Genomic DNA, 21,134 nt, shown 5'->3' on the forward strand with positions numbered 1-21,134 from the left:
GCGCGTGAACGAGGTGTCCGCGCGGGAGGCCGAAGTACTGGAGGCGGTAGCCGCTCATCGGTCGAACGCGCAGATCGCCGGGGCACTGCACATCTCCGTCCGCACGGTCGAGAGCCACGTCTCGTCGTTGCTCCGTAAGTACGGCGTGACGGATCGCCGCGAGCTCGCCGACCTGGCCGGATCACGCCGCGGGCCTGGGATGAGCGGGCTGCCGGCCGGCCGGACCACCTTTGTCGGGCGCTCCACCGAGGCGACCGCGGTCCGCACGGCGCTCGGGCAGTCCCGCCTGGTGACCCTGCTCGGACCTGGCGGCATGGGCAAGACGCGACTGGCAGCAGTCGTCGCGGCCGAGCTGGGCTCCGCAGGCGCGTTTGTCGACCTGGTTCCGGTTCGGGACGGCTTGGTGGCCCGCGCGGTGGCAACTGCGCTCGGGCTGACCGAGCGGCCGCCGCAGAGTCTGGAGCAGGTCCTCATCGAGCACCTGCAGCAAGGCCGGTGGCTGCTCGTTCTCGACAACTGCGAGCACCTGGTCGACGAGGTCGCCGTACTCGCGGAACGGCTGCTCCGCACCTGTCCCGAGGTGACGATTCTCGCGACCAGCCGGGAGCGGCTCGGCGTACCCGCGGAGGCGACCGTACTGTTGCCGCCGTTGGACGCCGCGACCGAACTGTTCAGCGACCGGGCGCGTGCCGTCGATCCGGCTTTCACCGCCCCGGCCGACGATCTCGCGGAGATCTGCGCGCGGCTGGACGGCATGCCGCTGGCCATCGAGCTCGCGGCGGCCAGGATCGGCTCGCTCGGCGCCGATGGCCTGCAGGCCGCGCTCGACGACAGGCTCCGGCTGCTGGCGGGCGGTCGTGGCGTGGACGCCCGGCACCGGTCGCTGGCTGCCGTGATCGGCTGGAGCTACGAGCTACTGGACGACCAGGAGCGGCTGCTGTTCCGGCGACTGTCCATCTACGTCGGCGGCTTCGACCTGGATGCCGCCAGCGCGACCAGCCCGGAGCTCGGGCGGGGCGAGGTGGCGGACCTGCTCGGGCGGCTGACGGACAAGAGCCTCACCGTACGCCGGGGATCGCGCTGGCGGCTGCTCGAGACGATCCGGGAGTTCGCCCGCGAGCAACTGACCGAGGGCGAACTGGGCACCGCACAAGATCGCTGGATGCGCTGGGCCGCTGACACGGCCGCCGCACTGGAGAACCGGCTCGACAGCGCTGACTGGGAGCAGCCGTACGACGAAGTGGCCGGTGATCTCCGGGCCGCCCTCGCCGCAACGGCCGCGGAGCCGGATCCGCAGGCGCATCGGCTGGCGCGCTCGCTCGGCCATCTCGGGTTCGCCAGGCGGGAGTTCCGGGAGTCCATCGGCCACTACCGGGCGGCGGCCGAGCGTGCCCCGGACGGTGTGGCCGCCGCGCTGGACCTGCGATCGGCGGCCGATGCCACGCTCGCGATCTCGGACGCGGAGACCGGGGTCCAGCTGCTGCTCGACGCGGCCGACCGGGCGGTTGCTGATGGCAACGTTCGGGCGACGATGCTGGCCCTGGCCGTGATCGCCGCGAACCGGTATCCCACCGGGTCGCTGTACGACCTGTCCAGGGAACGCAGCCAGGAACTGCTCCAGCAGGCCGTGGACAGCGCGCGGCCCGGTGACTCACAGGTGACCGCTCTGCTGGCGACGGCCAAGGCCTGGGAGCACGGCGGCCGGCGGATCGGCGCTGATCCGGAGCTCGCCCAGGAGGCCGTCGATGCGGCCCGGCGGACCGGTGATCCGGTGCTGATCGCGGGTGCGCTCGATGCGCTGACCGTGGCCGCCGGGAACGCGGGACGGCTGCGCGACGCACGCTCGTACGCCGTCGAACGGATGCGGTTGGCGGGACCGCTGCCTCGGCACGAGCCGTACGCCGCGGCCGAGATCATCGACGCCTTCCATGTCGCGCCGACCACAGCAACCGCCGTCGGCGACCTGCCCGCGGCCCTTGCGGCCGTGGGCGCGGCGGACGATCCGGTCGGCGACCATCCGTACATCTCGCTGCCGCGCATGATCCGGGTCGAGGCGCTGACCGGGCAGTTCGACGCCTGCGTGGAGCACGCGGACGCCCTCTGGGACCGGTGGCAAGGCGCGGGCTCTCCGCCGATCGAGTGGATGGCGTCCGCGCTGTCCGCGGCCGCGATGGTGCACGGTCTGCGCGACGACGGCCTGTTCGACGTCTGGCAGTCACGGGCGCTCGAGGTCGGCCGGTGCACGGACGTGGAGGATGCGCCCTGGCTGGCAGCTCCGTACACGTTCGCGCGGGCGCGGGTCGCCGTACAACTCGGCGCCGTCGAGGAGGCGACCGATATCGCCCGGCGGGCGTTCGCGGACTTCTCCGAACGCTGGTGGGCGCCGTACGCACGAGCCGCCGCCGCGGAACTCGCCGTCGTCGCTGCGCTTCCCGAAGCCTCAGACCTCCTCGCCGCCACGGCGCCGGAAGCGGCCGAGAACGACTGGGCCGCAGCCTGCCTCACCCGCGCGACGGCGCGCTCGACAGACGACCGCGAGGCACTGCTGTCGGCCGCCGATGCCTTCAAAGACCTCGGCGCCCGCTTCGAGTGGGTCAGCACCCTGGCGCTGGTGCCCGACCGTGCCGCCGAGGCCCGTGCCGAACTCGCCGTTCTGCAGGTTCCGTAGCCGATCCGTGGCCGGCCGGCGGCGGTGTTCGCTTGTTCGACCTGCCTCGCACCGAGCGACCCGGCAGGTTAGGACGCCATCCAGTTCTGCAGGCCCTCGACGGTGCGTGGCATGGCCTCCGAGAGGTTCTCGGTGCCGTCGGAGGTGATGAGGACGTCGTCCTCGATGCGGATGCCGATGCCCCGGAGGTCTTCGGGCACGGTGAGGTCGTCGGACTGGAAGTACAGGCCGGGCTCGACGGTGAGGACGTAGCCGGGCTGGACGGTGCCTTGGCGGTAGGTCTCGCCGCGGGCCGCGGAGCAGTCGTGGACGTCGAGCCCGAGCATGTGGCTGACGCCGTGCAGCGTGTAGCGCTGGTACAGGCGGCTCTCCGGGTCGAGCGCCTCCTCGGCCGTCACCGGCAGCAGCTCCATCGCGTCCAGGCCGCGCACGATGACCTCCATCGCCGCCTCGTGCCCGGAGCGGAACGCCGCGCCGGGCTTGAGCGCGGCGATCCCGGCGTTCTGCGCGTCCAGCACCAGCTGGTACAGGTCGCGCTGGCGCGGCGTGAACTCGCCGTTGACGGGCAACGTGCGGGTGATGTCGGCGGTGTACAGCTGCCGGTTCTCCACGCCCATGTCGAGCAGCATCAGCGTGCCGTCGTTCACCGGGCCGTCGTTCTCGATCCAGTGCAGCGTGGTCGCGTGCGGACCGGCGGCGGCGATCGAGGTGTAGCCGACATCGTTGCCCTCGGCCCGTGCCCGGCGCCAGAACGTGCCCTCGATCCAGCGTTCGCCGTACTGCCGGACCTTGTCCATCTCCGCGAGTACGTCGGAGAACCCGCGGTGCGTGATCGCGACGGCGTCCCGGAGCTGCTCGAGCTCGTACGCGTCCTTGACCAGGCGCAGCTCCGACAGCGTCGCGGCCAACTCGCCGTCCTTCAGCTGCTCGATCCGGGCGCCGCTCAGCAGCGGAGCGATCGACTCGTCCTCGCCCCGGCGGACGCGGGTCGGTACGTCGCCCTTGAGCGCGTCGGCGAGCTGGTCGACGTGGCGCGTCTCGATACCGAACTCCTTCGCGGTCTCGGTCAGCGACGGCCGCCGGCCGGCCCAGAGTTCGCCGTACATCCGGTCGCGCCAGAACTCCTCGCCCTGCGAGCGGTCCGCGCGGGGCCGGAAGTACAGCACCGAGTCGTGGCCGCTGGTGCCGTTCGGCTCGAGAACCAGGACTGCGTCGGAGGTCTGGTTGCCGGTCAGCCACACGTAGTCGGTGTGCGGGCGGAAGACGTAGTCGGTGTCGTTCGAGCGGACCTTGTACGTGCCGGCCGGGACGACCAGGCGCTCGCCCGGGAACGCCTGGGACAGTGCGTCCCGCCGCTTCGCCGCCCACACGCCGACGTCGCTCAGCGCGAGGTCGTGCCGCTCGGAGTCGGCCCACCCCGAGTTCATGAACGCGCGCAGCTTCTGGCTCGGCTCGTTGTCATGCGAAGCGGTCTTCGGGGCAGCAGTGTCGGCGGTGTCAGCGGTGTCAGCGGTGTTCTCGGTCATCGTCGACCAGTCCTCGTCTCAACGCGGGGTGTGCAGTTGGTCGCCGCGGAGCGTGCCGCTGTCGGGTAGCGCCTCGGCGGGGTCGGAGCCGATGCGGGTGATCGCATTGTGCTCGTCCACGAAGACTACGCTCGGTTCGAAGACCTTCGCCTCGGCGGTGTCGAACATCCCGTAGGCGATCAGGATGACCAGATCACCCGGGTGGATCAGATGCGCCGCCGCCCCGTTGATGCCCACCACCCCGGACCCGCGCGGGCCCTCGATCAGGTACGTCGACAGCCGCTGCCCGTTGGTGATGTCGACGATGTCCACCTTCTCGCCGGGCAGCAGATCCGCCGCGTCCATCAGGTCCGCGTCGAGCGTGCACGATCCGACATAGTGCAGATCCGCTTGCGTCACCGTCGCCCGGTGCACCTTCGACTTCATGATCTCGCGCCACATGGCGGCCATGATGCGGTTCCCGGGGCCTGCTGTCAGTGGCCGCCGTCACGGCTTTCCGGAACATAACTGCCGCATGGTGGCAGTTATGTTCCGGAAAGGTGGCGTCAGCGAGAGGCTAGTTCGGCGTGGGTCGGGAGCCGGCGGGAGGAGGGTCTCGCCTTCGACGTCGACGTTCGGGAGCAGCCGGTCCAGCCGGCGGGGGAGTACCAGGCGCGGCGCCCGAGCAGCGCCATCACCGCCGGTACGCAGTACGTGCCCGGATCAGGCCCGCTGTTTGGAGGCTTGTACGGCGAGCTCGCGGAGGGCCTCGTACCGCGGGCGCATGGATGCCACGCGCTCGACCTCAACGTCAACCGGGGCCAGGTACTCGCCGCCCGGCGCGGGGGACAGACCCAGAGCCACGGCCGCCGCCCCGCGCGCACCCACCTCGGCCTCAGCGCACACCGTGGTCGGCCGCGCGAACGTCGCGGTCAGGCAGCGGCGCCACCACTCGGAGGCGTCGATGCCGCCGCCACCCAGTACGACGTCCAACTGTCGCCCGAACAGCGAGTCCAGCATGCGCAGCCCGCGGTCGACCTCCAGCGACGCGCCCAGCAACGACGCTGCGAGCAGATCCGCCGCAGTGTCGTCGAACGACAACCCGAAGAACACCCCGGACCCGCTCGTCACCGTCGCAGGCGGCCTGGTGCCGGCCATGAACGGGATCGCGATCGCCCGCGACGCCCCGATCTCCGCGCCCGCCAGCTCGTCGGCCTCCAGCCGCAGTACGCCGGTCAGCCACGCGTGCAGGTTCCCGGCCGCGGAGAACGCCATCCCGGTCACCGCGCGCTTGTCGTCGACCCGGTACCGCCACAGCTCCCACGGCAGCTCAGGCGCGTCGTCGATCGGATGCACGACGCGTACGGCGGCCGACGTCCCCACCGTCACAGCAGCCGTCCCCACGTCGTACCCGCCCGTCCCCACGTTCGACGCTGCACCGTCTCCCGTCGGCGGGTGCACGGGTACGCCGACCAGCCCCGGCCAGCGGCGTGCGTACTCCGCGGACAACGACCCGGTCCACCCGGTCGGCACGATCGACGGCAACCGGTCCGCGCGTACGCCGGCGATGTCCAGCGCCTCGTCGTCGTACAGGCCGGTGGCCAGGTCGAGCGTCCCGGTGCCGGACGCGATCGACACCGACGTCACCCGCTCGCCGGTCAGCCGCTCCAGCACGAGATCGGGCAGCCCGGCGAACTCCGCGGGGGAACCGGTCGACAACAGCCACGGAATCCGGCGGGTCCAGTACAGCCGGTGCAGCCAGGCGCCGGTGCGGGCATGGAAGGCGCGTTCGTCAACGGACGGGGCGAGGTCGACCGAGCGCGTGTCGGCCCAGGTGATCACCGGCGTCAGCGCGGCGCCCTTGTTGTCAAGCGCAACGATCGAGTGCCACTGCGAGGACAGCACGATCGCGCCGATGTTCTCGAGATGACCGTTCTGCTGCAGCTCGTCCAGGCAGCCGAGCAGCCCCTCGACGTACTCGTGCAGGGCGAGCGTCGCGGAGCCGTCCGAGCCGTACGTCGGGGCCATCTTGTGCCGGGCCAGTGCGCCCGGGATCGGCGACGCGTCGTCGCCGGACAGCACCAGCGCGCGTGCCGACGACGTACCGAGATCGAGAGCGAGAACCCGCTCGTCAGTCCTGGTCATGGAGCGCCTTGAGGAAACTCTGCGCCCAGACGTTCACATCGTGTGCGGCCAGGTGCTTGCGCATCGCCTTCATCCGGCGGCCGAGCTGGCGGTCGTCGGTGTTCATCGCGTCGACGATCGTGTCCTTCATGCCGTTGATGTCGTGCGGGTTCACGAGGAAAGCCTGCCGGAACTCGTCCGCCGCGCCGGCGAACTCGCTCAGCACGAGCGCGCCGGTGTCGTCGTACCGCGTCGACACGTACTCCTTGGCGACCAGGTTCATGCCGTCCCGCAGCGGTGTCACCACGGCCACGTCCGCGGCCCGGAAGAGCGCCGCCATCTCGGTCCGCGAGTACGACGTGTGCAGGTAGTTGATCGCCGGCGTGCCGATCCGGCCGTGCTCGCCGTTGATCCGGCCGACCAGCAGCTCGATCTCGTCCCGCAGGACGCGGTACTGCTCGACCCGCTCCCGCGACGGCGTCGCCACCTGGATGAAGACCGCGTCGTCGACCGAGATCCGCTTCTCGTCGAGGAGCTCGCCGAACGCGCGCAACCGTTGCCGGATGCCCTTGGTGTAGTCGAGCCGGTCGACGCCGAGCAGGATGTGCGTCGGGTTGCCGACCTCCTGCCGCATCTCGGCCGCGCGGGCCGTGGTCTCGGGCTGACGGGCCAGGCTCTCCAGCTCGTTGACGTCGATCGAGATCGGGAAAGCCTTCGCCCGAACGATCCGGTCGTCCGGCAGGTGGATGCGGTCGCCGCGGGTCCGCAGGCCCATCCGGTTGCGGGCCAGGCGGGCGAAGTTCGAGGCGGCGCCCGGTCTTTGGAAACCGACCAGGTCCGCGCCCATCAGCCCGTCGAGGATCTGCCGCCGCCACGGCATCTGCGCGAACAGCTCGGTCGGTGGGAACGGGATGTGCAGGAAGAACCCGATCCGTACGTCGGGACGCAGCCGGCGCAGCATCGCGGGCACGAGCTGCAGCTGGTAGTCGTGCACCCAGACGTCGGCGTTGTCGTCGGCAGCCTCCGCCGCGGCCTCCGCGAACCGGCGGTTCACCGCGACGTACGACTCCCACCACTCGCGGTGGAACTCCGGCGCCACGATCACGTCGTGGTACAGCGGCCAGAGCGTCGCGTTGGAGAAGCCCTCGTAGTACAGCTGCACGTCCTCGGCCGACAGCATCACCGGGACCAGATGCATCCCGTCGTTGTCGAACGGGTCGACCTTCTCGTCCGGGCTGCCGGTCCAGCCGATCCAGGCTCCGTGGTGGGTCTGCATGACCGGCGCGAGCGCGGTGACCAGGCCGCCTGGACTGCGGCGCCACGCCGTACTGCCGTCGGGCATCTCGATCCGGTCGACCGGCAGCCGGTTGGCCACCACTACGAAGGAACTCCTACCGTTCGGCATCTCAGCGTCATCCACTCAGGTCGTCATCGTCACCGGGGTAACGGACCCCGATCTGGCTCCGGGTCTCGTCCAGCAGGTCGAGAATCTCGAGCGTGGCGGCATGAGGCAACGCCGGTACTTCGAGGGCCCCCGCACGCAGCGCTTCGATCACTGCCCCTGCCTCATAGCGGTACCCACGCCCATGCGTCGGCACGTCGATCCGCTCCGCCCCGGAAGCAGTCGTACGCACGTAGTAGTCGGGGTGGTGGAAGCGGTGTGGCAGCTGCAGACTGCCCTCCGGCCCGCTGATCGACGCGACCCACGGGTTCTGCGAGCGCAGACCGCAGGTGAGCGCGGCGACGGCTCCGGAGTCGTACCGCCAGGCCATGGCGACGTTCAGGTCCACGCCGTCCTCGTTGAGCGAGCCGACGGCCTTCACCTCAGCCGGTCGGCCCAGCGCCATGTAGGCGAACGTCATCGGGTAGATGCCGCCGTCCATCAGCGAACCGCCGCCGAGCGCCGGGTCGAGCAACCGCGACGGCAGCGACGGTTTGTAGAAGGCGAAGTCCGCAACGACCTGCTGCGGCTCGCCGATCACTCCGGCGGCCAGGTCGGCGAAGACCGCCTGGATGACCGGGTTGGTCCGCATCCACATCGCCTCGGCGAACAAGGTCTTGTGCTCGGTCGCGACCGCGACCAGGTCCCTCGCCTGTTTGGCCGTCAGCGTGACCGGCTTCTCGCACAGTACGGCGACGCCGGCCTGCAACGCGGCCCGCGCGATCGCGTAGTGCTGCGGATGCGGCGTACCGATGTAGATGACGTCGACGTCACCGGAATCGATCAGCTTGCGGTAGTCGTCGTACGCGTTCGGGATGCCGAACTCGGCCGCGAACCGGTCCGCGCTGTCCTGGGACCTGGACGCGACCGCGGTGGCGACGGCGTCGTCGGGGAGCAGCCCCAGATCGTGCGTGAACTGGGTAGAGATGTTGCCAGTAGCAACGATGCCCCATCTGACACGGTCTATACCCACTGGGTTAACTCCGGGCTCGGGAACGGTCCGTCTGCTGCGATTCTCGCGGTTTCGAACGCGTGAGCCAAGCGAATGAGCGTGACCTCACTCCGTGCCGTACCGCTGAACGTGATCCCGACCGGCAGTCCGGAGACCATTCCGGACGGCAACGAGAGCAGCGGATAGCCGGCCAGTGCCGCGTGCGAGGACGAACCGCCGAGCACATGGTCGCCGTTCACCAGGTCGATGGCCCAGGCGGGTGAGTACGACGGGCTGACCAGCGCGTCGAGCTGGTTCTCGCGGAGCAGATCGTCTATGCCGTCCCGGCCGGCCCGGAGCGCGGTCAGTCGCGCGGCGACGTACACCGGGGAGCTGAGGCCGTCCGTGGTCGCCGCCCGCTCGAACAGCTCCTGCCCGAACCACTGCAGCTCTAGGTCCGCGTGGTCCTTGTTGAAAGCGATCAGGTCGTCCAGCGTCCGCGGACCCCCGGGGACCCGAGTGGCCAAGTACGCCGCCAGGTCGACCTTCAGCTCATGGGACAGCACCTGCAACTGGTCCTCGTCGCCACCCGGCGTCGGCAGGGACAGGTGGTCGACCAGCGTCGCTCCACAACTGCTGAGGGTCTCCAGCGCGTGTTCGGTCACCTGGTCGAGCCCGGTGGAGTAGCCCCACAGCGGCCCACGCGGTACGCCGATGCGCACGTTGCTGAGGTCAGTGCCCCGGCAGGCCTCGGTGTAGTCCGTCTGGTTGCCGGTGAGAACTGTCAGCAGTGCCGCCGCCTGGGTGACGGTCCTGGTCATCGGGCCGGCGGTGTCCTGCGAGTGCGAGATCGGGACGATGCCCTGCTGCGGGATCAGCCCGACAGTGGGCTTCAGGCCGACGATGCCGTTCAGCGCGGCCGGACAGACGATCGAGCCGTTGGTCTCGGTCCCGATCGCGTACTCCGCCAGCCCAGCGGCGACTGCGGCGCCGGAGCCGCTCGAGGAGCCGCCCGCTGAGCGGTTCAGGGCATACGGGTTGCGCGTGAGACCGCCGTACGCGCTCCAGCCGGAGGAGGACGCCGAGCCGCGGAAGTTGGCCCACTCGCTCAGATTGGTCTTGCCGAGGATCACGCAGCCGGCGTCGCGCAGCCGGCGTACCAGCGGGGCGTCATCCGGTGGGGGCGGCTGCTCAGCCAGCGCCAAGGAGCCGGCCGTGGTCGGCAGGTCGGCGGTGTCGATGTTGTCCTTGACCAGGACCGGTACGCCGTGCAGCGGGCCGCGAACGCGCCCGTCCTCACGCTCGGTGTCGAGACGGGCGGCTTCGGTGAGAGCGGCGGGGTTGGGCGTGCAGATGGCGTTGACCAGCGGGTCCACCTCACGAATCCGGGCCTGCAGCTCGTCCACCAGCGCCTGGCTGGAAGAAGTTGAGCTCACGGCAAAGATCCTGCCAGAGTTGGTGACACCCGGCCGTCCGCCGACGACACGCTCCGTGTCGTGTCACGGGTGAATGACATCGCTGTTGTTCAGCACGTACAGTGGAGCGCGGACGGACGATCACCGACCGCACAGGAGTCAGCAGCAGATGGACAGCGCCAACGCCAGCTCTTCCGGCCCCGCCGAAGCTGCGCCGCCGGCTGTTGCCGGACTCTCGGAACGGGACGGCCAGATCCTGGCCTTCGAGCGCCACTGGTGGAAGTACGCCGGCGCCAAGGAGCAGGCGATCCGGGACCAGTTCCAGATGTCGGCGACCCGGTACTACCAGGTTCTCAACGCGCTCATCGACCGGCCCGAGGCCCTCGCGCACGACCCGTTGCTGGTCAAGCGCCTGCGCCGCCTCCGCGCCGCCCGCCAGCGCGCCCGCTCCGCACGCCGACTGGGCATCGAGGTCTGACCATGTCCCGCCTTCGGGCATCCCGTGGCGAGCGGGGTCAGGTGCTGTCCTCCCTCGTCGCCGTGGCTGCCGTCGTCGCGATCGTGGCCGGCCTGCTGGTGCTGTTCGGGACCCGCGGGCACGACAGCAAGGCCGACGAGCAGGCCGGCGCAGCATCGAAGCCGAGCAGCAAGCCGTCGGCCAAACCGTCGTCCGGACCCTCCACGGTCGCCGCGAGCATCCCGCGGCCCTCCACCCAGACCACGACGCCGCCGGAGGTCACGCCGTCCAAGCCGTCCAAGCCGTCGATGGCGCCGACGAGCGCGCCGTCGTCGACCGCACCGACGTCGCAACCGACCGAGCCGCCCACCCAGCCGCCGGCGACACAGCCTGGGACGCAGCCGGTGACGATCCCGGTGGAGGAGCGGCCGGCGATCGAGGTGTACAACAACACGCAGCGCAAGGGTCTGGCCGACGAGGTCGCGGGCCGGGCGCGGCAGGCCGGCTGGACGGTCGCGGGCTCGCCCGACAACTGGCACGGCAAGATCGCCGAAAGCACCGTGTACTACCCGCCGGGCATGCTCGACGCCGCGAACCAGCTCGCGCATGACATCGGCGTCGGCCGGAGCAAGGGCGCGCTGGACAACATGAAGAAGGATCGCCTGACCGTGATCCTCACCTCGGACTACGCCGGATGAGTACTCCGGTCATCGAGACCGACGCCGGGCGGGCAGGCTGGGAAGCCATCGTCGCCGATCCGGCGACCGCAGTGATCGCGTCCGACTTCGACGGCGTACTGTCGCCGCTCGTCGAGGACCCGGCCCGCTCCCGGCCGGTCGAGGGCTCCCTGGACGCGCTGGCCCGGCTGGCCCGGTCGGTCGGCCAAGTCGCGATCGTGACCGGTCGTCCTGCGCTCGTGGCTACGGAGCTCTCGGGAGTGAGCGCTCACCCAGGTCTCGGCCAGCTCGTCGTGCTCGGCCACTACGGTCTCGAGCGGTGGGACGCCGCGACCGGCAAGGTCACCACCGCGCCGGTGCCGCCTGGGGTCGCGACGGCCCGAAGCCGCTTGCCGGGCCTGCTGACCGAGGCCGGCGTACCGGATGCCTTTGTGGAGGACAAGGACAGCTCGTTGGCTGTGCACACGCGGCGGCTGGACGATCCGACCGGTGCGTTCGAGCTGCTGCGTGGGCCGCTGACCGCGCTGGCCGAAGAGACCGAGCTGCAACTGGAGCCCGGCAACCTCGTGCTGGAGCTGCGCCCGCGCGGCATCGACAAGGGCGTCGCGATCCGCAGCCTGATCGAGTCGACCGGCGCCCGGTCGATCCTGTACGCCGGGGACGACCTGGGCGACCTCGCCGCGTACCGGGCGATCTCCGAGGAGCGCGAGCACGGTCTGAACGCCGTACTGCTGGCGACGCGGTCGTCGAACGCGACCGAGCTGATCGAGGCCGCGGATATCGTCGTCGACGAACCGAGCGGCGTGGTGACCGTCCTCACGGCCCTTTCGGACGCGATCTCAGCACGCTGAACGCCTGCGTCACGGTCTTCCCGAGCGGCTGGATCGGCCGTTCGACGTACCCGCCGTCCTTCAGGTTGGCCATCCGCTCGAACGGATTCCGTGACGCCGGATCGCCCGTCAGCAGGAACGAGATCACCACGCCGACGACGTACAACGGCAGCATCGGCAACCCGATCAGGCAGAAGTACTGCCAGGAATGCCGCTCCTCGTGCCGCAGCAACGCCGGATCGTCGAAGTACGAGCGGTCGTTCTTGCTGAGGATGACATTGCCGATCGTGAACGCGCCGGCGACCGGGAAGCCGAGCTTGTAGCCGTTCGCGAAGTACAGGCCGCGTGGGCCGCGGGTGAATGTCGCTCGTCCCAGGACGCCGACGAAGGCGCCGGCCGGCGTGGACAGATTGAGGAAGTTTCCCACCAACTTGACCCACTGCCAGGTCGTCATGCCGCCCAGTATGCGGTTCTGTCGGCGGGGTGGGTAAGACTTGGCGGGTGAGTTCGGTGGTGCGGGTCTGGCGCGCGGGGCGGGTGGTCGATCCGCATTCGGTGATCGGAGGCCTTCGGAAGGGGCCGGGCGATCCGGCGTACGTGTTCGATGCGGGGCGGCGGACGGTGTGGCGCGCCACTCGGACGCCTGACGGACCCGTGCAGCTGCGGTTGACGCCGTACGCCGGGGGTGTGGAGGCCGAGGCCTGGGGCGCCGGGGCTGAGTGGGCGCTCGACGGCGTGCCGGAGTTGCTGGGGGACCGGGACAGTTGGGACGGGTTCGAGCCGCTGCCGGAGCATCGGGCGTTGGTAGATGCGGCGCGGCGGTTTCCCCATCTGCGGGTTCCACGGACGCGGGCGGTGTTCGAGGCCATGGCGGCTGCGGGGATCGAGCAGGTCGTCACCGGCAAGGAGGCGTTCCGGGCGTGGCGGCTGCTGCTGCGTGAGTACGGCGAACCTGCGCCGGGGCCGGCCGCGCCGGACGGGCGGCAGATGATGGTGCCCCCGGCGCCGGAGGACTGGCGGCGGATCCCGTCGTGGCAGTGGCTGCGGGCCGGTGTCGAGGGGCGGCGGTCGCGGGTCGTGCTGACGGCGGCCACGCGCGCGAAGGCGCTGGAGCGGACGCTCGAGCTGACCGATTCCGAGGAGATCGAGCGGCGGCTGCGGTCCCTGCCGGGAGTCGGGGTGTGGACGGCAGCCGAAGTACGGCAGCGGGCGCATGGGGACGCGGATGCGTTCTCGTTCGCGGACTACCACGTGTCGCGCAACGTGTCGTACGCCCTGATCGGCGAGGAGCTGGACGACGACGGCTGCGCCGAGCTGATCGAGCCCTATCGAGGACACCGTTTCCGGGTGCAACGGCTGTTGGAGCTGACCGGCATCGGTCATCCCCGTTACGGCCCGCGCAAGGCGCTACCCACCCACACTCCGGGCGCGACCCATCGACTGCGCTAGGCCATGACCATTAACGGGGACGGCCTGTATCTCGTCGCGGGCCTGGCGCTGCTGCTCGGCGCCGTTCTGCCGCGTCTGCTCCGCCGGTACGCCGTCTCCGCACCGATCGGCTTTCTCGGTGCCGGCGTGCTCCTCGGGCTCGCTGTCGACCAGTCGCACCTCAGTCCGATCGTCGAGTCCGGCCTCACCAAGCACCTGGCCGAGCTGACCATCCTGGTCGCCTTGATGGGTGTCGGCCTGGCGATCGACCGCCCGATCGGCTGGCATCGGTGGAAGGTGACCTGGCGGCTCCTGCTCGTCGCGATGCCCGCCTGTATCGCGGCAGTCGCCGGTGCGGGCTGGCTGCTCGGCCTGGCGCCGGCGACCGCCTTGCTGCTCGGCGCCGTACTCGCGCCGACCGATCCGGTTCTCGCCTCGGACGTACAGGTCCAGGGCCCGTCGACCGGCGCTGACGCCGAGCCGGAGGAGGACGACGAGGTCCGCTTCGCGCTGACCTCGGAAGCGGGTCTGAACGACGGTCTGGCGTTCCCGTTCGTGTACGCAGCCGTCTTCGGGGCCACCAAGGGTGCGGTGGGTGGCTGGGCGCTCGAGTGGCTCGCCTGGGATCTGATCGGCCGGACCGCGATCGGCGTACTGGTCGGCGTCGGGGTCGGCTGGCTGCTCGGCAAAATGGCCTTCTCCGCACCCTCGCGCACCTTCCGCCTGGCCGAGTCGCGTGAACCCGTGCTGGCCCTCGCGATGACGCTCGGTGTCTACGGGCTCGCCCAGGTGCTGCACGGCTACGGATTCATCGCCGTGTTCATCGCCGCTCTGACGCTCCGCGCGGCCGAGCGGCACCATGACTTCCACGAGGAGCTGCACGGGTTCGTCGAGCAGCTCGAACACATCCTGACCTGGGGGATCCTGCTGCTCCTCGGCTCGGCGATCACGGCCGGGCTGCTGCGGCCGCTGACTTTCGCGGGTGCCGCTCTGGGCCTCCTGCTGGTGCTGGTCCTCCGTCCACTGACCGCCTGGGTGTCGCTGGCCGGGACGCCGATGCGTCGCTCCGAACGCTGGGTCACCGCTGCGTTCGGCATCCGCGGCGTCGGGTCGGTCTTCTACCTGGCGTACGCCGGCGCCGACTTCCGCACCGACCTGGCGTGGCTGTGGGCGACCGTCGGCTTCACCGTCGTGCTGAGTGTGGTCGTCCACGGCGTCGCCGCGACGCCGCTGATGCGGATGCTCGACGTACGCCGGGACCGGACCGCCTGAGCGGCCGCGGAGCTGAGATCGCCTATCTCGGATGCTGGGATCACAAGACACAATATGGACCCGATTGGGTAATCTCGGGGGCAGCTCATCCAGAGGGACTGAGGGAAACGGCCCGTTGACGTCCCGGCAACCCTCCCCGTGGAGACCCCGTCCGGGGTGATCTCAGCGAGGGAACGGTGCCAAATCCGTCCCGCGCCGAGATCCGGCCCCCGGGGAAGATGAGAGGGGAACCTCACTCATGAGCCAGACCGCCACCCACACGATCCGTGAAGGTGCCTTCGGCAACGGTACGCACCTGAGCTGTCGCGCCTGTGGGGCGAAGTCGCCGCTCGGCCCGTTCTATGCCTGTATGGAGTGCTTCGGTCCGCTCGAGGTCGGATACGAGTACCCGACGATCACCCGCGAGCAGATCGAGGCCGGACCCAAGAACATCTGGCGGTACCAGCCGCTGCTGCCCGTCCCCGTCGACGTGGCCAGCTACCCGAACACCGAGCCGGGGTACACGCGGCTCATCGACGCTCGCAACCTGGCCCGCGAGCTGGGCCTGCGCAAGCTGTGGGTGAAGGACGACTCCGGCAACCCGACCCACTCCTTCAAGGACCGGGTGGTTGCCTCCGCGCTCAGCGCGACCCGCGAGCTGGGCATGAAGGTCTTCGCCTGCCCCTCCACCGGCAACCTGGCCAACGCCGTCGCCGCGGCCGCCGCCCGGGCCGGCATCCGCTCGGTCGTGTTCATTCCTCATGACCTCGAGCGCCCGAAGGTGATCACCACCGCCGTGTACGGCGGGACGCTGGTCGCCGTCGAGGGCAACTACGACGACGTGAACAAGCTCGCCTCCGAGATCGCCGGCGAGGAGGAGGGCTGGGCGTTCGTCAACGTCAACGTCCGCCCGTACTACTCCGAAGGCTCCAAGACGCTGGCCTTCGAGATCGCCGAGCAGCTCGGCTGGCGGCTGCCGCAGCAGATCGTGATCCCGGTCGCGTCCGGCTCGCAGCTGACCAAGATCGACAAGGGCTTCACCGAGCTCGGCAAGCTCGGCCTGGTCGACGCCACCGACTACAAGGTGTACGGCGCGCAGGCGACCGGCTGCTCTCCGGTCGCGCAGGCGTTCCGTGACGGCCACGACGTGGTCAAGCCGGTCAAGCCGGACACCATCGCGAAGTCGCTGGCGATCGGCAACCCGGCGGACGGGCCGTATGTCCTGGACGTCGCCCGCCGGACCGGTGGCGCGATCGAGGACGTCAGCGACGAAGAGGTCGTCGAGGGCATCCAGCTGCTGGCCCGGACCGAGGGCGTCTTCGCCGAGACCGCCGGCGGCGTGACCGTCGCGACGCTGAAGAAGCTGATCGCGACCGGCCAGCTCGACCCCGAGGCCGAGACCGTGATCATCAACTCCGGCGACGGGCTGAAGACGCTCGACGCCGTGGCCGACCGGGTCGGCCCCAAGGTGACCATCCCCGCGTCGTACGACGCCTTCGTGAAGGCAGGCCTGCAGTGAGTGTGAGCGTTCGGGTTCCGACCATCCTGCGTCCGTACACCCAAGGCGTGTCCGAGGTGTCCGCGGAGGGCTCGACGCTGACCGAGGTGCTCGACTCGCTGGACGCGTCGTACCCGGGGATCAAGGGTCGCGTGCTGGACGACGCGGGCGAGCTGCGCCGGTTCGTGAACGTGTACGTCGACGATGACGACGTACGGTTCGCCGACGGCCTGCAGACCGCGATCAAGGACGGCGGCCAGGTCTCGATCATCCCGGCGGTCGCGGGCGGCTGATTAAGCTGTCTCGATGCGCGCAGTAGTCATTGAGGAGTACGGCGTCGTGCCCGTCGTCCGGGACGTCGCGAGGCCTGTCGCGGCGGACGGCGCGGTCGTCCTGCGGGTCGAGGCGACCGGGCTGTGCCGCAGCGACTGGCACGGCTGGATGGGCCACGATGCCGACATCGTGCTGCCGCACGTGCCCGGGCACGAGTTGGCGGGGACGATCGCGGCGGTGGGCGCCGGGGTGACTGGCTGGCAGGTGGGCGACCGGGTCACTACTCCTTTCATCTGCGCGTGCGGCACGTGCGAGCAGTGCTTGGAGGGCAACCAGCAGGTCTGCCCGAACCAGCTCCAGCCCGGCTTCAACTACTGGGGCTCGTTTGCGGAGTACGTCGCTGTGCCATACGCCGCCGTGAATTTAGTCCGTCTTCCCGACGATATGGACTTCGCCACCGCCGCCGGCCTGGGCTGCCGCTTCGCGACGTCGTTCCGCGCGGTCCACCAGGTCGGCAAGGTCCGTGCCGGCGAACGCGTCGCCGTCTTCGGCTGCGGCGGCGTGGGCCTGTCCGCCGTCATGATCGCCAGCGCCCTGGGTGCGGAAGTCGTTGCCATCGACACCAATCCCGACGCGTTGAAACTGGCCGTGCAGTACGGCGCCGTGCACACAGTTCAGGCCTCGGATCAGGTCGCCGCTGAGATCCAGGATCTCGGCGGTGCCCACGTGACGATCGACGCCCTAGGCTCCAGCGACATCGTCCAGCGAGCCTTGTCGTCCCTCCGCCCCCGAGGCCGCCACGTCCAGGTCGGCCTGCTCCCCTCCGGCGTCCAGCTCGACGTGGGTCGCCTGATCGGCCAGGAACTGTCCTGGCTGGGCAGCCACGGCATGCCCGCCCACGCCTACCCCGAGATGCTCGCGTTGGTTGCGTCAGGCAACCTCCAACCCGCGGAGCTCATCACCCGCACCATCACCCTCGACGAAACCCCCGCCGCCCTCGCAGCACTGTCCGATGGAACCCCGGCCGGCATAACCGTCATCACCCCAGGCGTCGCTTGACGAGAGTCGTCTACAGGCGGATCAGGTAGACCGTGGGTGGGCGGCCGGTGCGGCCGTGTTGTTGGGTGCCGGTGGGGGCGGCCAGGCCGGCTCGTTCCAGGCGTTTCAGCACTCTTCGGGCGGTGCGGAGTTGGACGGCCAGGTGGTCGGCTACGTCTTGGGTGGTGAGACCGTCGGGGAGGGTGGCGGTGAGTTCTCGCATTCGGGCGAGGGTCTGGGGGTTGAGGCCGACCCGGCGCGCGAGGAGCGGCAGGCTTTCCGTGCCGCGGGCGGTGGTGGGCTGGTCGCCGCTCGGTTCGATGACGATCTCGACGTCGTCGGACATGGAGACCACGCCGGCGACGGACCCGATCGAAGGCGCCCGGCTGACGGCTCTGCGGGCGAGCGCCTCCGCTTCGGCCGCAGTCCGGCCGACGCCGAACCCGACGTACGCCGTGCTGTGTCGCGCCGCGAGGTGGTCGAGTAACGGCATGCGGGAGAACTGTTCCGTCGCCTGTTCCAGCAACCCGCGTGTGGTGACGACCAGGTGCCGCCCGTCGGGCAGAGCGGCGAGGCTGCCGCCGAGCGTGATGAGGTCGGCGGCGAGCGCGTCATCCGGCTCAGGTAGATCGATCACCCCGAGCGCGACCTGGGCATCCCCGACATGCTGACCGGTCGTCGTCAGGACGAGTGCCTGCAGAGTGGACCGGATCGAGTAGCGCGACGGCGCCAGGCGCACCGACGGCATCTCGTTCTCGATCAGGTGGAACGCCGAACCGAGGCAGCTGATCGCGACCTTCGTGTTGTGCTTCTCGCGCGCCGTCCGGTGGAACTCGACGATGTCGTCCGACGTCAGCCCCGGCCGGTACGGCAGCACGTGGATGTGTTCGGTCGGCAGCTTCGCCTCGATCAGCGTCTCGATCACCTCGGACCGGCGCAGCGTGTCGATCGAGAACTGCGTGACGTTGTGCCCGAGCCGCAGCAGTTCGACCAGTGCGCGCAGCAGCGTCGCGCCGTCGTACGAGACGTACATCGCCGGCCGGTCGATCACCCCGGCTTCGGTGGCGATCGTGTACGGGACGACGCCGGTGAACAGGAACGCGTCGACGTCGGAGTGCGCCTGCTCGACCAGCTCGACCGCTTCGGTCTCATGCCGGTAGGCCAGCGGGAGGAGGGTGGTCCCGCTCGGTGCGCCGACCGCGGTCACGCGCTGGACCAGGTCCTCCGGTCCGACGACGCCGACCGTGAGCGCCATCAGGTCACCGGGCCCGAAGCTGAGCTGATCCGCACGGCATCCTCCGACGACTTCTGGTCTGGCCCTCAACTCGCAGAATAGCGCAGGGAGCGCCGAGATCTTGACGTCCAGTGCGCTCTCTTTTAGTTTCGGTCAAGACCATAATTGCCGTCACCCTCAGGCGGTCCGCAGACGGTGGCGGTGTGGTGGAGCGTCGGAGGGAGCGCGCCACCCCACTGCCCGGCTAGGTGTGGAGCTCCTCGAGGCAGCGGATCACCAGCTCGCGTTCGCTCGGTGGCAGGTCAGGACCGTAGGGATCGTGCGCGGCCTCGGCCGGCACCAGGCCCTCCCATTCGGCCGCCCACAGCATCCGCTGCACGTACCCCTCGATCGGCGCGTAGAACGTCGCCGCCGCAAACCGGTCCAGCCGTTCCGACGCCGACAGGAACCCGGAGTGCTCACCGGCGGTCCAAGCACGCAGTACGGCGGCCGACAGCTCCACCTGGGCCGACGCGATCCCGACGAGTGCCGTGTCCGCGCCCCACATGAACGACGGCCCGTACATGCGGTCCTCGCCGGTGATCAGCAGCTTGCCGGTGCCACGCCCGGCCCAGATCGCGTCCTGACAGCCGATCGCCCGGTCCAGCGTCGCCGTCTTCACGCCTAGCATCGCGTCCAGCGACAGCAGCTCGCGGATCAGCGAAGGCGAGTACGGGTACCCGCCTGCCTCCCCGTGCAAGTAGAAGCCGACCAGCGGCAGTCCGCTCTCCGCAGCGACCCGCTCGTGCAACGCCACCGCCTGCGCGTCCCCGTGGGGCAGCTCGCCGAGCGACGCCAGCGGATAGACCATCACCGCGTCCGCCCCGCCTGCCGCTGCGGCCAGCGCCATCTCAACGGTCGCATCGGCTGCCTCGTGCAGCCCGGCCGCCTCGGCAGAGCGAGGTACGCCGACACCCGCCACGATCGGTACGTCGGTCGCCTGCCGCCAGGTCTCCAGCACCTTCGCGCGGTCGCCGGATGACAGGTACAGCCCGCGCCCGGTGTGCGCCCACACCGCGATCCCGCCGACGGACTGCGCCGTCAGTGCGCCGGCGTACGCGGTGAGGGCGTCGTACGCGACGACGCCGTCGGAGTCCATCGGTGTGACGACAGCGGGAAGCAGCGCGCCACGCAGCCGCTCTACTAGTGGGTGCATGAAGTCCTCTCAGACATCGTGCCCGAGACCAGGGCGCTTCGGTACGTCGATCCAGCCGTCGCAGTCGGCGAACACACTCGGCGCCAGCGGGTCCTCGTCGACCATCAACGGCCCCACCAGGTCCGCCGCAACGGTCGCACCGGGCACGGCGGCGGCCAGGTGTACGGCGGCCAGCGTGGCCACGCCCAGCTCCGGCATCGAGCCTACCTTCACAGCCAGCCCCGCAGCCTCGGCCACATTCGCGATCTGCAGCGCGCGATGGAGTCCGCCGACCTTGAGGATCTTGATGTTCAGTACGTCGGCCGCACCGCGTCGCGCGATCTCCATGGCGTCGTGCAGCGAGTGCATGCTCTCGTCGACCATCACGCGTACGTCGAGGCGTTCCCGCAGCCGTACGAGCCCGGCAAGGTCCCAGCGGGGCAGGGGCTGCTCCAGCAGGGTCAGCCCGGCGGCGCTCATCTTGGCGAGGTATGGAAGCGCCGTGGTCGCGTCGTACCCCTCGTTTGCGTCCAAACACAGCTCAGCGTCGTCGGGGATCGCGGCGCGGACGGCGCGGATCAGCTCGAGGTCCTTGGCCGGATCCTGACCGCCCTTGACCTTCAGGTGCATGAAGCCGCGCTCGGCGTACTCCGCTGCCTCCGCGGCCATCTCGTCCAGCGTGCCGAGGCCGACGACCCATGTCGTCTGCACGCGGTCGCGGACGCTGCCGCCGAGGATGGCGTGGACTGGCCAGCCGCTCAGCCGGCCGGCCAGGTCGTACAGCGCGATGTCGAGGCCGGACTTGGCGACCTGCTGGCCGCGCAGTACGCCGTCCATCACCACGTGCGCACCGGCCCGGTCGAGCGGGTCGCGGCCGATCAGGGCCGGCGCGAGGTGCTCCTCGATCGCAGCCTGTACGCCGGCCAGCGTCTCACCGGTGTACGCCGTCATCGGTGAGGTCTCGCCGATCCCGACGGCCCCGTCGGCGGTATGCACCTCGACGACCAGGCTGATGAGCTCGGTGCTGATACCGCTGCTGATCTGGAACGGACGGCGGTACCGCGCGCTGACCACGCGCGTCTTGATCGCGCTGATCGGTGCCGAGGACGTCGCGTCCGCCGGGCCGGATACCGCTGGTGCCCCGGCCGGCAACCCTGCCGGTTCTGCTGCAAGACTCATTCCGGCTCCTA

The 21,134-nt window shown here is 70.2% G+C and carries 19 protein-coding genes and 1 riboswitch; of the genes, 9 read left to right on the forward strand and 10 right to left on the reverse strand.

The window, feature by feature from the left end; all coding sequences use genetic code 11:
- Nucleotides 1-4 precede the first annotated feature (4 nt).
- A complete protein-coding gene (locus AB0J62_RS16425; protein WP_363870620.1) occupies nucleotides 5-2,668 on the forward strand; it encodes a LuxR C-terminal-related transcriptional regulator in 2,664 nt (887 codons plus the stop codon).
- Nucleotides 2,669-2,736: 68 nt separating this feature from the next.
- Here the strand turns inward: AB0J62_RS16425 and AB0J62_RS16430 are convergent, their stop codons facing one another.
- The 6 genes from AB0J62_RS16430 to AB0J62_RS16455 all read right to left on the reverse strand — a co-directional run bounded on the left by AB0J62_RS16430 (nucleotide 2,737) and on the right by AB0J62_RS16455 (nucleotide 10,105).
- Nucleotides 2,737-4,194, reverse strand: coding sequence for an aminopeptidase P family protein (locus tag AB0J62_RS16430; protein WP_363870623.1), 1,458 nt, complete (start codon nucleotides 4,192-4,194; stop codon nucleotides 2,737-2,739).
- An 18-nt stretch (nucleotides 4,195-4,212) separates the two neighbouring features.
- Nucleotides 4,213-4,635, reverse strand: a complete 423-nt coding sequence (gene panD, locus AB0J62_RS16435; protein WP_363870626.1) for an aspartate 1-decarboxylase — start codon at nucleotides 4,633-4,635, stop codon at nucleotides 4,213-4,215.
- Between the two features lie 261 nt (nucleotides 4,636-4,896).
- A complete protein-coding gene (locus AB0J62_RS16440; RefSeq protein ID WP_363870629.1) occupies nucleotides 4,897-6,318 on the reverse strand; it encodes an FGGY family carbohydrate kinase in 1,422 nt (473 codons plus the stop codon).
- Nucleotides 6,305-7,702, reverse strand: a complete 1,398-nt coding sequence (locus tag AB0J62_RS16445) for a trehalose-6-phosphate synthase (RefSeq protein ID WP_363870632.1) — start codon at nucleotides 7,700-7,702, stop codon at nucleotides 6,305-6,307. Before AB0J62_RS16445 ends, AB0J62_RS16440 begins: the two co-directional genes overlap by 14 nt.
- Before the next feature lie 7 nt (nucleotides 7,703-7,709).
- Nucleotides 7,710-8,711: a Gfo/Idh/MocA family oxidoreductase gene (locus AB0J62_RS16450; RefSeq protein ID WP_363870635.1), complete on the reverse strand. Its 1,002-nt coding sequence runs from the start codon at nucleotides 8,709-8,711 to the stop codon at nucleotides 7,710-7,712.
- Nucleotides 8,702-10,105 (reverse strand): amidase, encoded by a 1,404-nt coding sequence (locus AB0J62_RS16455; protein WP_363870638.1) that lies wholly within the window; start codon nucleotides 10,103-10,105, stop codon nucleotides 8,702-8,704. Before AB0J62_RS16455 ends, AB0J62_RS16450 begins: the two co-directional genes overlap by 10 nt.
- Before the next feature lie 148 nt (nucleotides 10,106-10,253).
- On the opposite strand from AB0J62_RS16455, the gene AB0J62_RS16460 reads away from it, so the two are divergent.
- The 3 genes from AB0J62_RS16460 to otsB are packed head-to-tail and all read left to right on the forward strand — an operon-like array spanning nucleotide 10,254 to nucleotide 12,069.
- On the forward strand, nucleotides 10,254-10,562 hold the full coding sequence (locus tag AB0J62_RS16460) for a DUF3263 domain-containing protein (RefSeq protein WP_130443900.1): 309 nt from the start codon (nucleotides 10,254-10,256) through the stop codon (nucleotides 10,560-10,562).
- A 2-nt stretch (nucleotides 10,563-10,564) separates the two neighbouring features.
- Complete coding sequence (locus tag AB0J62_RS16465; RefSeq protein WP_363870642.1) at nucleotides 10,565-11,239, forward strand: LytR C-terminal domain-containing protein; 675 nt, start codon at nucleotides 10,565-10,567, stop codon at nucleotides 11,237-11,239.
- Entirely contained in the window at nucleotides 11,236-12,069 is an 834-nt protein-coding gene (gene otsB / locus AB0J62_RS16470) for a trehalose-phosphatase (RefSeq protein WP_363870644.1), read from the forward strand. The genes AB0J62_RS16465 and otsB overlap by 4 nt, the downstream gene beginning before the upstream one ends.
- On the opposite strand, the gene AB0J62_RS16475 is transcribed toward otsB, so the two are convergent.
- Nucleotides 12,035-12,502 carry a hypothetical protein gene (locus AB0J62_RS16475; RefSeq protein WP_363870648.1) on the reverse strand — a complete coding sequence of 156 codons (468 nt, stop codon included), beginning with the start codon at nucleotides 12,500-12,502 and terminating at the stop codon, nucleotides 12,035-12,037. The two genes, otsB and AB0J62_RS16475, sit on opposite strands and share 35 nt — an antisense overlap.
- A gap of 47 nt (nucleotides 12,503-12,549) precedes the next feature.
- On the opposite strand from AB0J62_RS16475, the gene AB0J62_RS16480 reads away from it, so the two are divergent.
- The 5 genes from AB0J62_RS16480 (at nucleotide 12,550) to AB0J62_RS16500 (ending at nucleotide 17,557) form a co-directional block, all read left to right on the forward strand.
- Nucleotides 12,550-13,497 (forward strand): DNA-3-methyladenine glycosylase 2 family protein, encoded by a 948-nt coding sequence (locus tag AB0J62_RS16480; RefSeq protein ID WP_363870651.1) that lies wholly within the window; start codon nucleotides 12,550-12,552, stop codon nucleotides 13,495-13,497.
- Nucleotides 13,498-13,500: 3 nt separating this feature from the next.
- Entirely contained in the window at nucleotides 13,501-14,748 is a 1,248-nt protein-coding gene (locus AB0J62_RS16485; RefSeq protein ID WP_363870654.1) for a cation:proton antiporter, read from the forward strand.
- Between the two features lie 82 nt (nucleotides 14,749-14,830).
- Nucleotides 14,831-14,973: riboswitch (SAM riboswitch) on the forward strand.
- A 13-nt stretch (nucleotides 14,974-14,986) separates the two neighbouring features.
- Nucleotides 14,987-16,246, forward strand: a complete 1,260-nt coding sequence (gene thrC / locus AB0J62_RS16490; protein WP_363870657.1) for a threonine synthase — start codon at nucleotides 14,987-14,989, stop codon at nucleotides 16,244-16,246.
- The gene (locus AB0J62_RS16495) at nucleotides 16,243-16,518 is read left to right on the forward strand and encodes a ubiquitin-like small modifier protein 1 (RefSeq protein WP_134105426.1); all 276 of its coding nucleotides are present in this window, start codon (nucleotides 16,243-16,245) and stop codon (nucleotides 16,516-16,518) included. The genes thrC and AB0J62_RS16495 overlap by 4 nt, the downstream gene beginning before the upstream one ends.
- A gap of 13 nt (nucleotides 16,519-16,531) precedes the next feature.
- A complete protein-coding gene (locus tag AB0J62_RS16500; RefSeq protein ID WP_363870662.1) occupies nucleotides 16,532-17,557 on the forward strand; it encodes a zinc-dependent alcohol dehydrogenase family protein in 1,026 nt (341 codons plus the stop codon).
- A gap of 10 nt (nucleotides 17,558-17,567) precedes the next feature.
- Here the strand turns inward: AB0J62_RS16500 and AB0J62_RS16505 are convergent, their stop codons facing one another.
- From AB0J62_RS16505 to AB0J62_RS16515, 3 genes are all read right to left on the reverse strand, one after another.
- Entirely contained in the window at nucleotides 17,568-18,791 is a 1,224-nt protein-coding gene (locus tag AB0J62_RS16505) for a hypothetical protein (protein ID WP_363870665.1), read from the reverse strand.
- A 223-nt stretch (nucleotides 18,792-19,014) separates the two neighbouring features.
- Nucleotides 19,015-19,965, reverse strand: a complete 951-nt coding sequence (locus AB0J62_RS16510; RefSeq protein WP_363870668.1) for a dihydrodipicolinate synthase family protein — start codon at nucleotides 19,963-19,965, stop codon at nucleotides 19,015-19,017.
- Between the two features lie 9 nt (nucleotides 19,966-19,974).
- Complete coding sequence (locus AB0J62_RS16515; protein WP_363870671.1) at nucleotides 19,975-21,123, reverse strand: enolase C-terminal domain-like protein; 1,149 nt, start codon at nucleotides 21,121-21,123, stop codon at nucleotides 19,975-19,977.
- Nucleotides 21,124-21,134: the final 11 nt, after the last annotated feature.

It is taken from the genome of Kribbella sp. NPDC049584 (assembly GCF_040675555.1).
Classification (GTDB): Bacteria; Actinomycetota; Actinomycetes; order Propionibacteriales; family Kribbellaceae; genus Kribbella.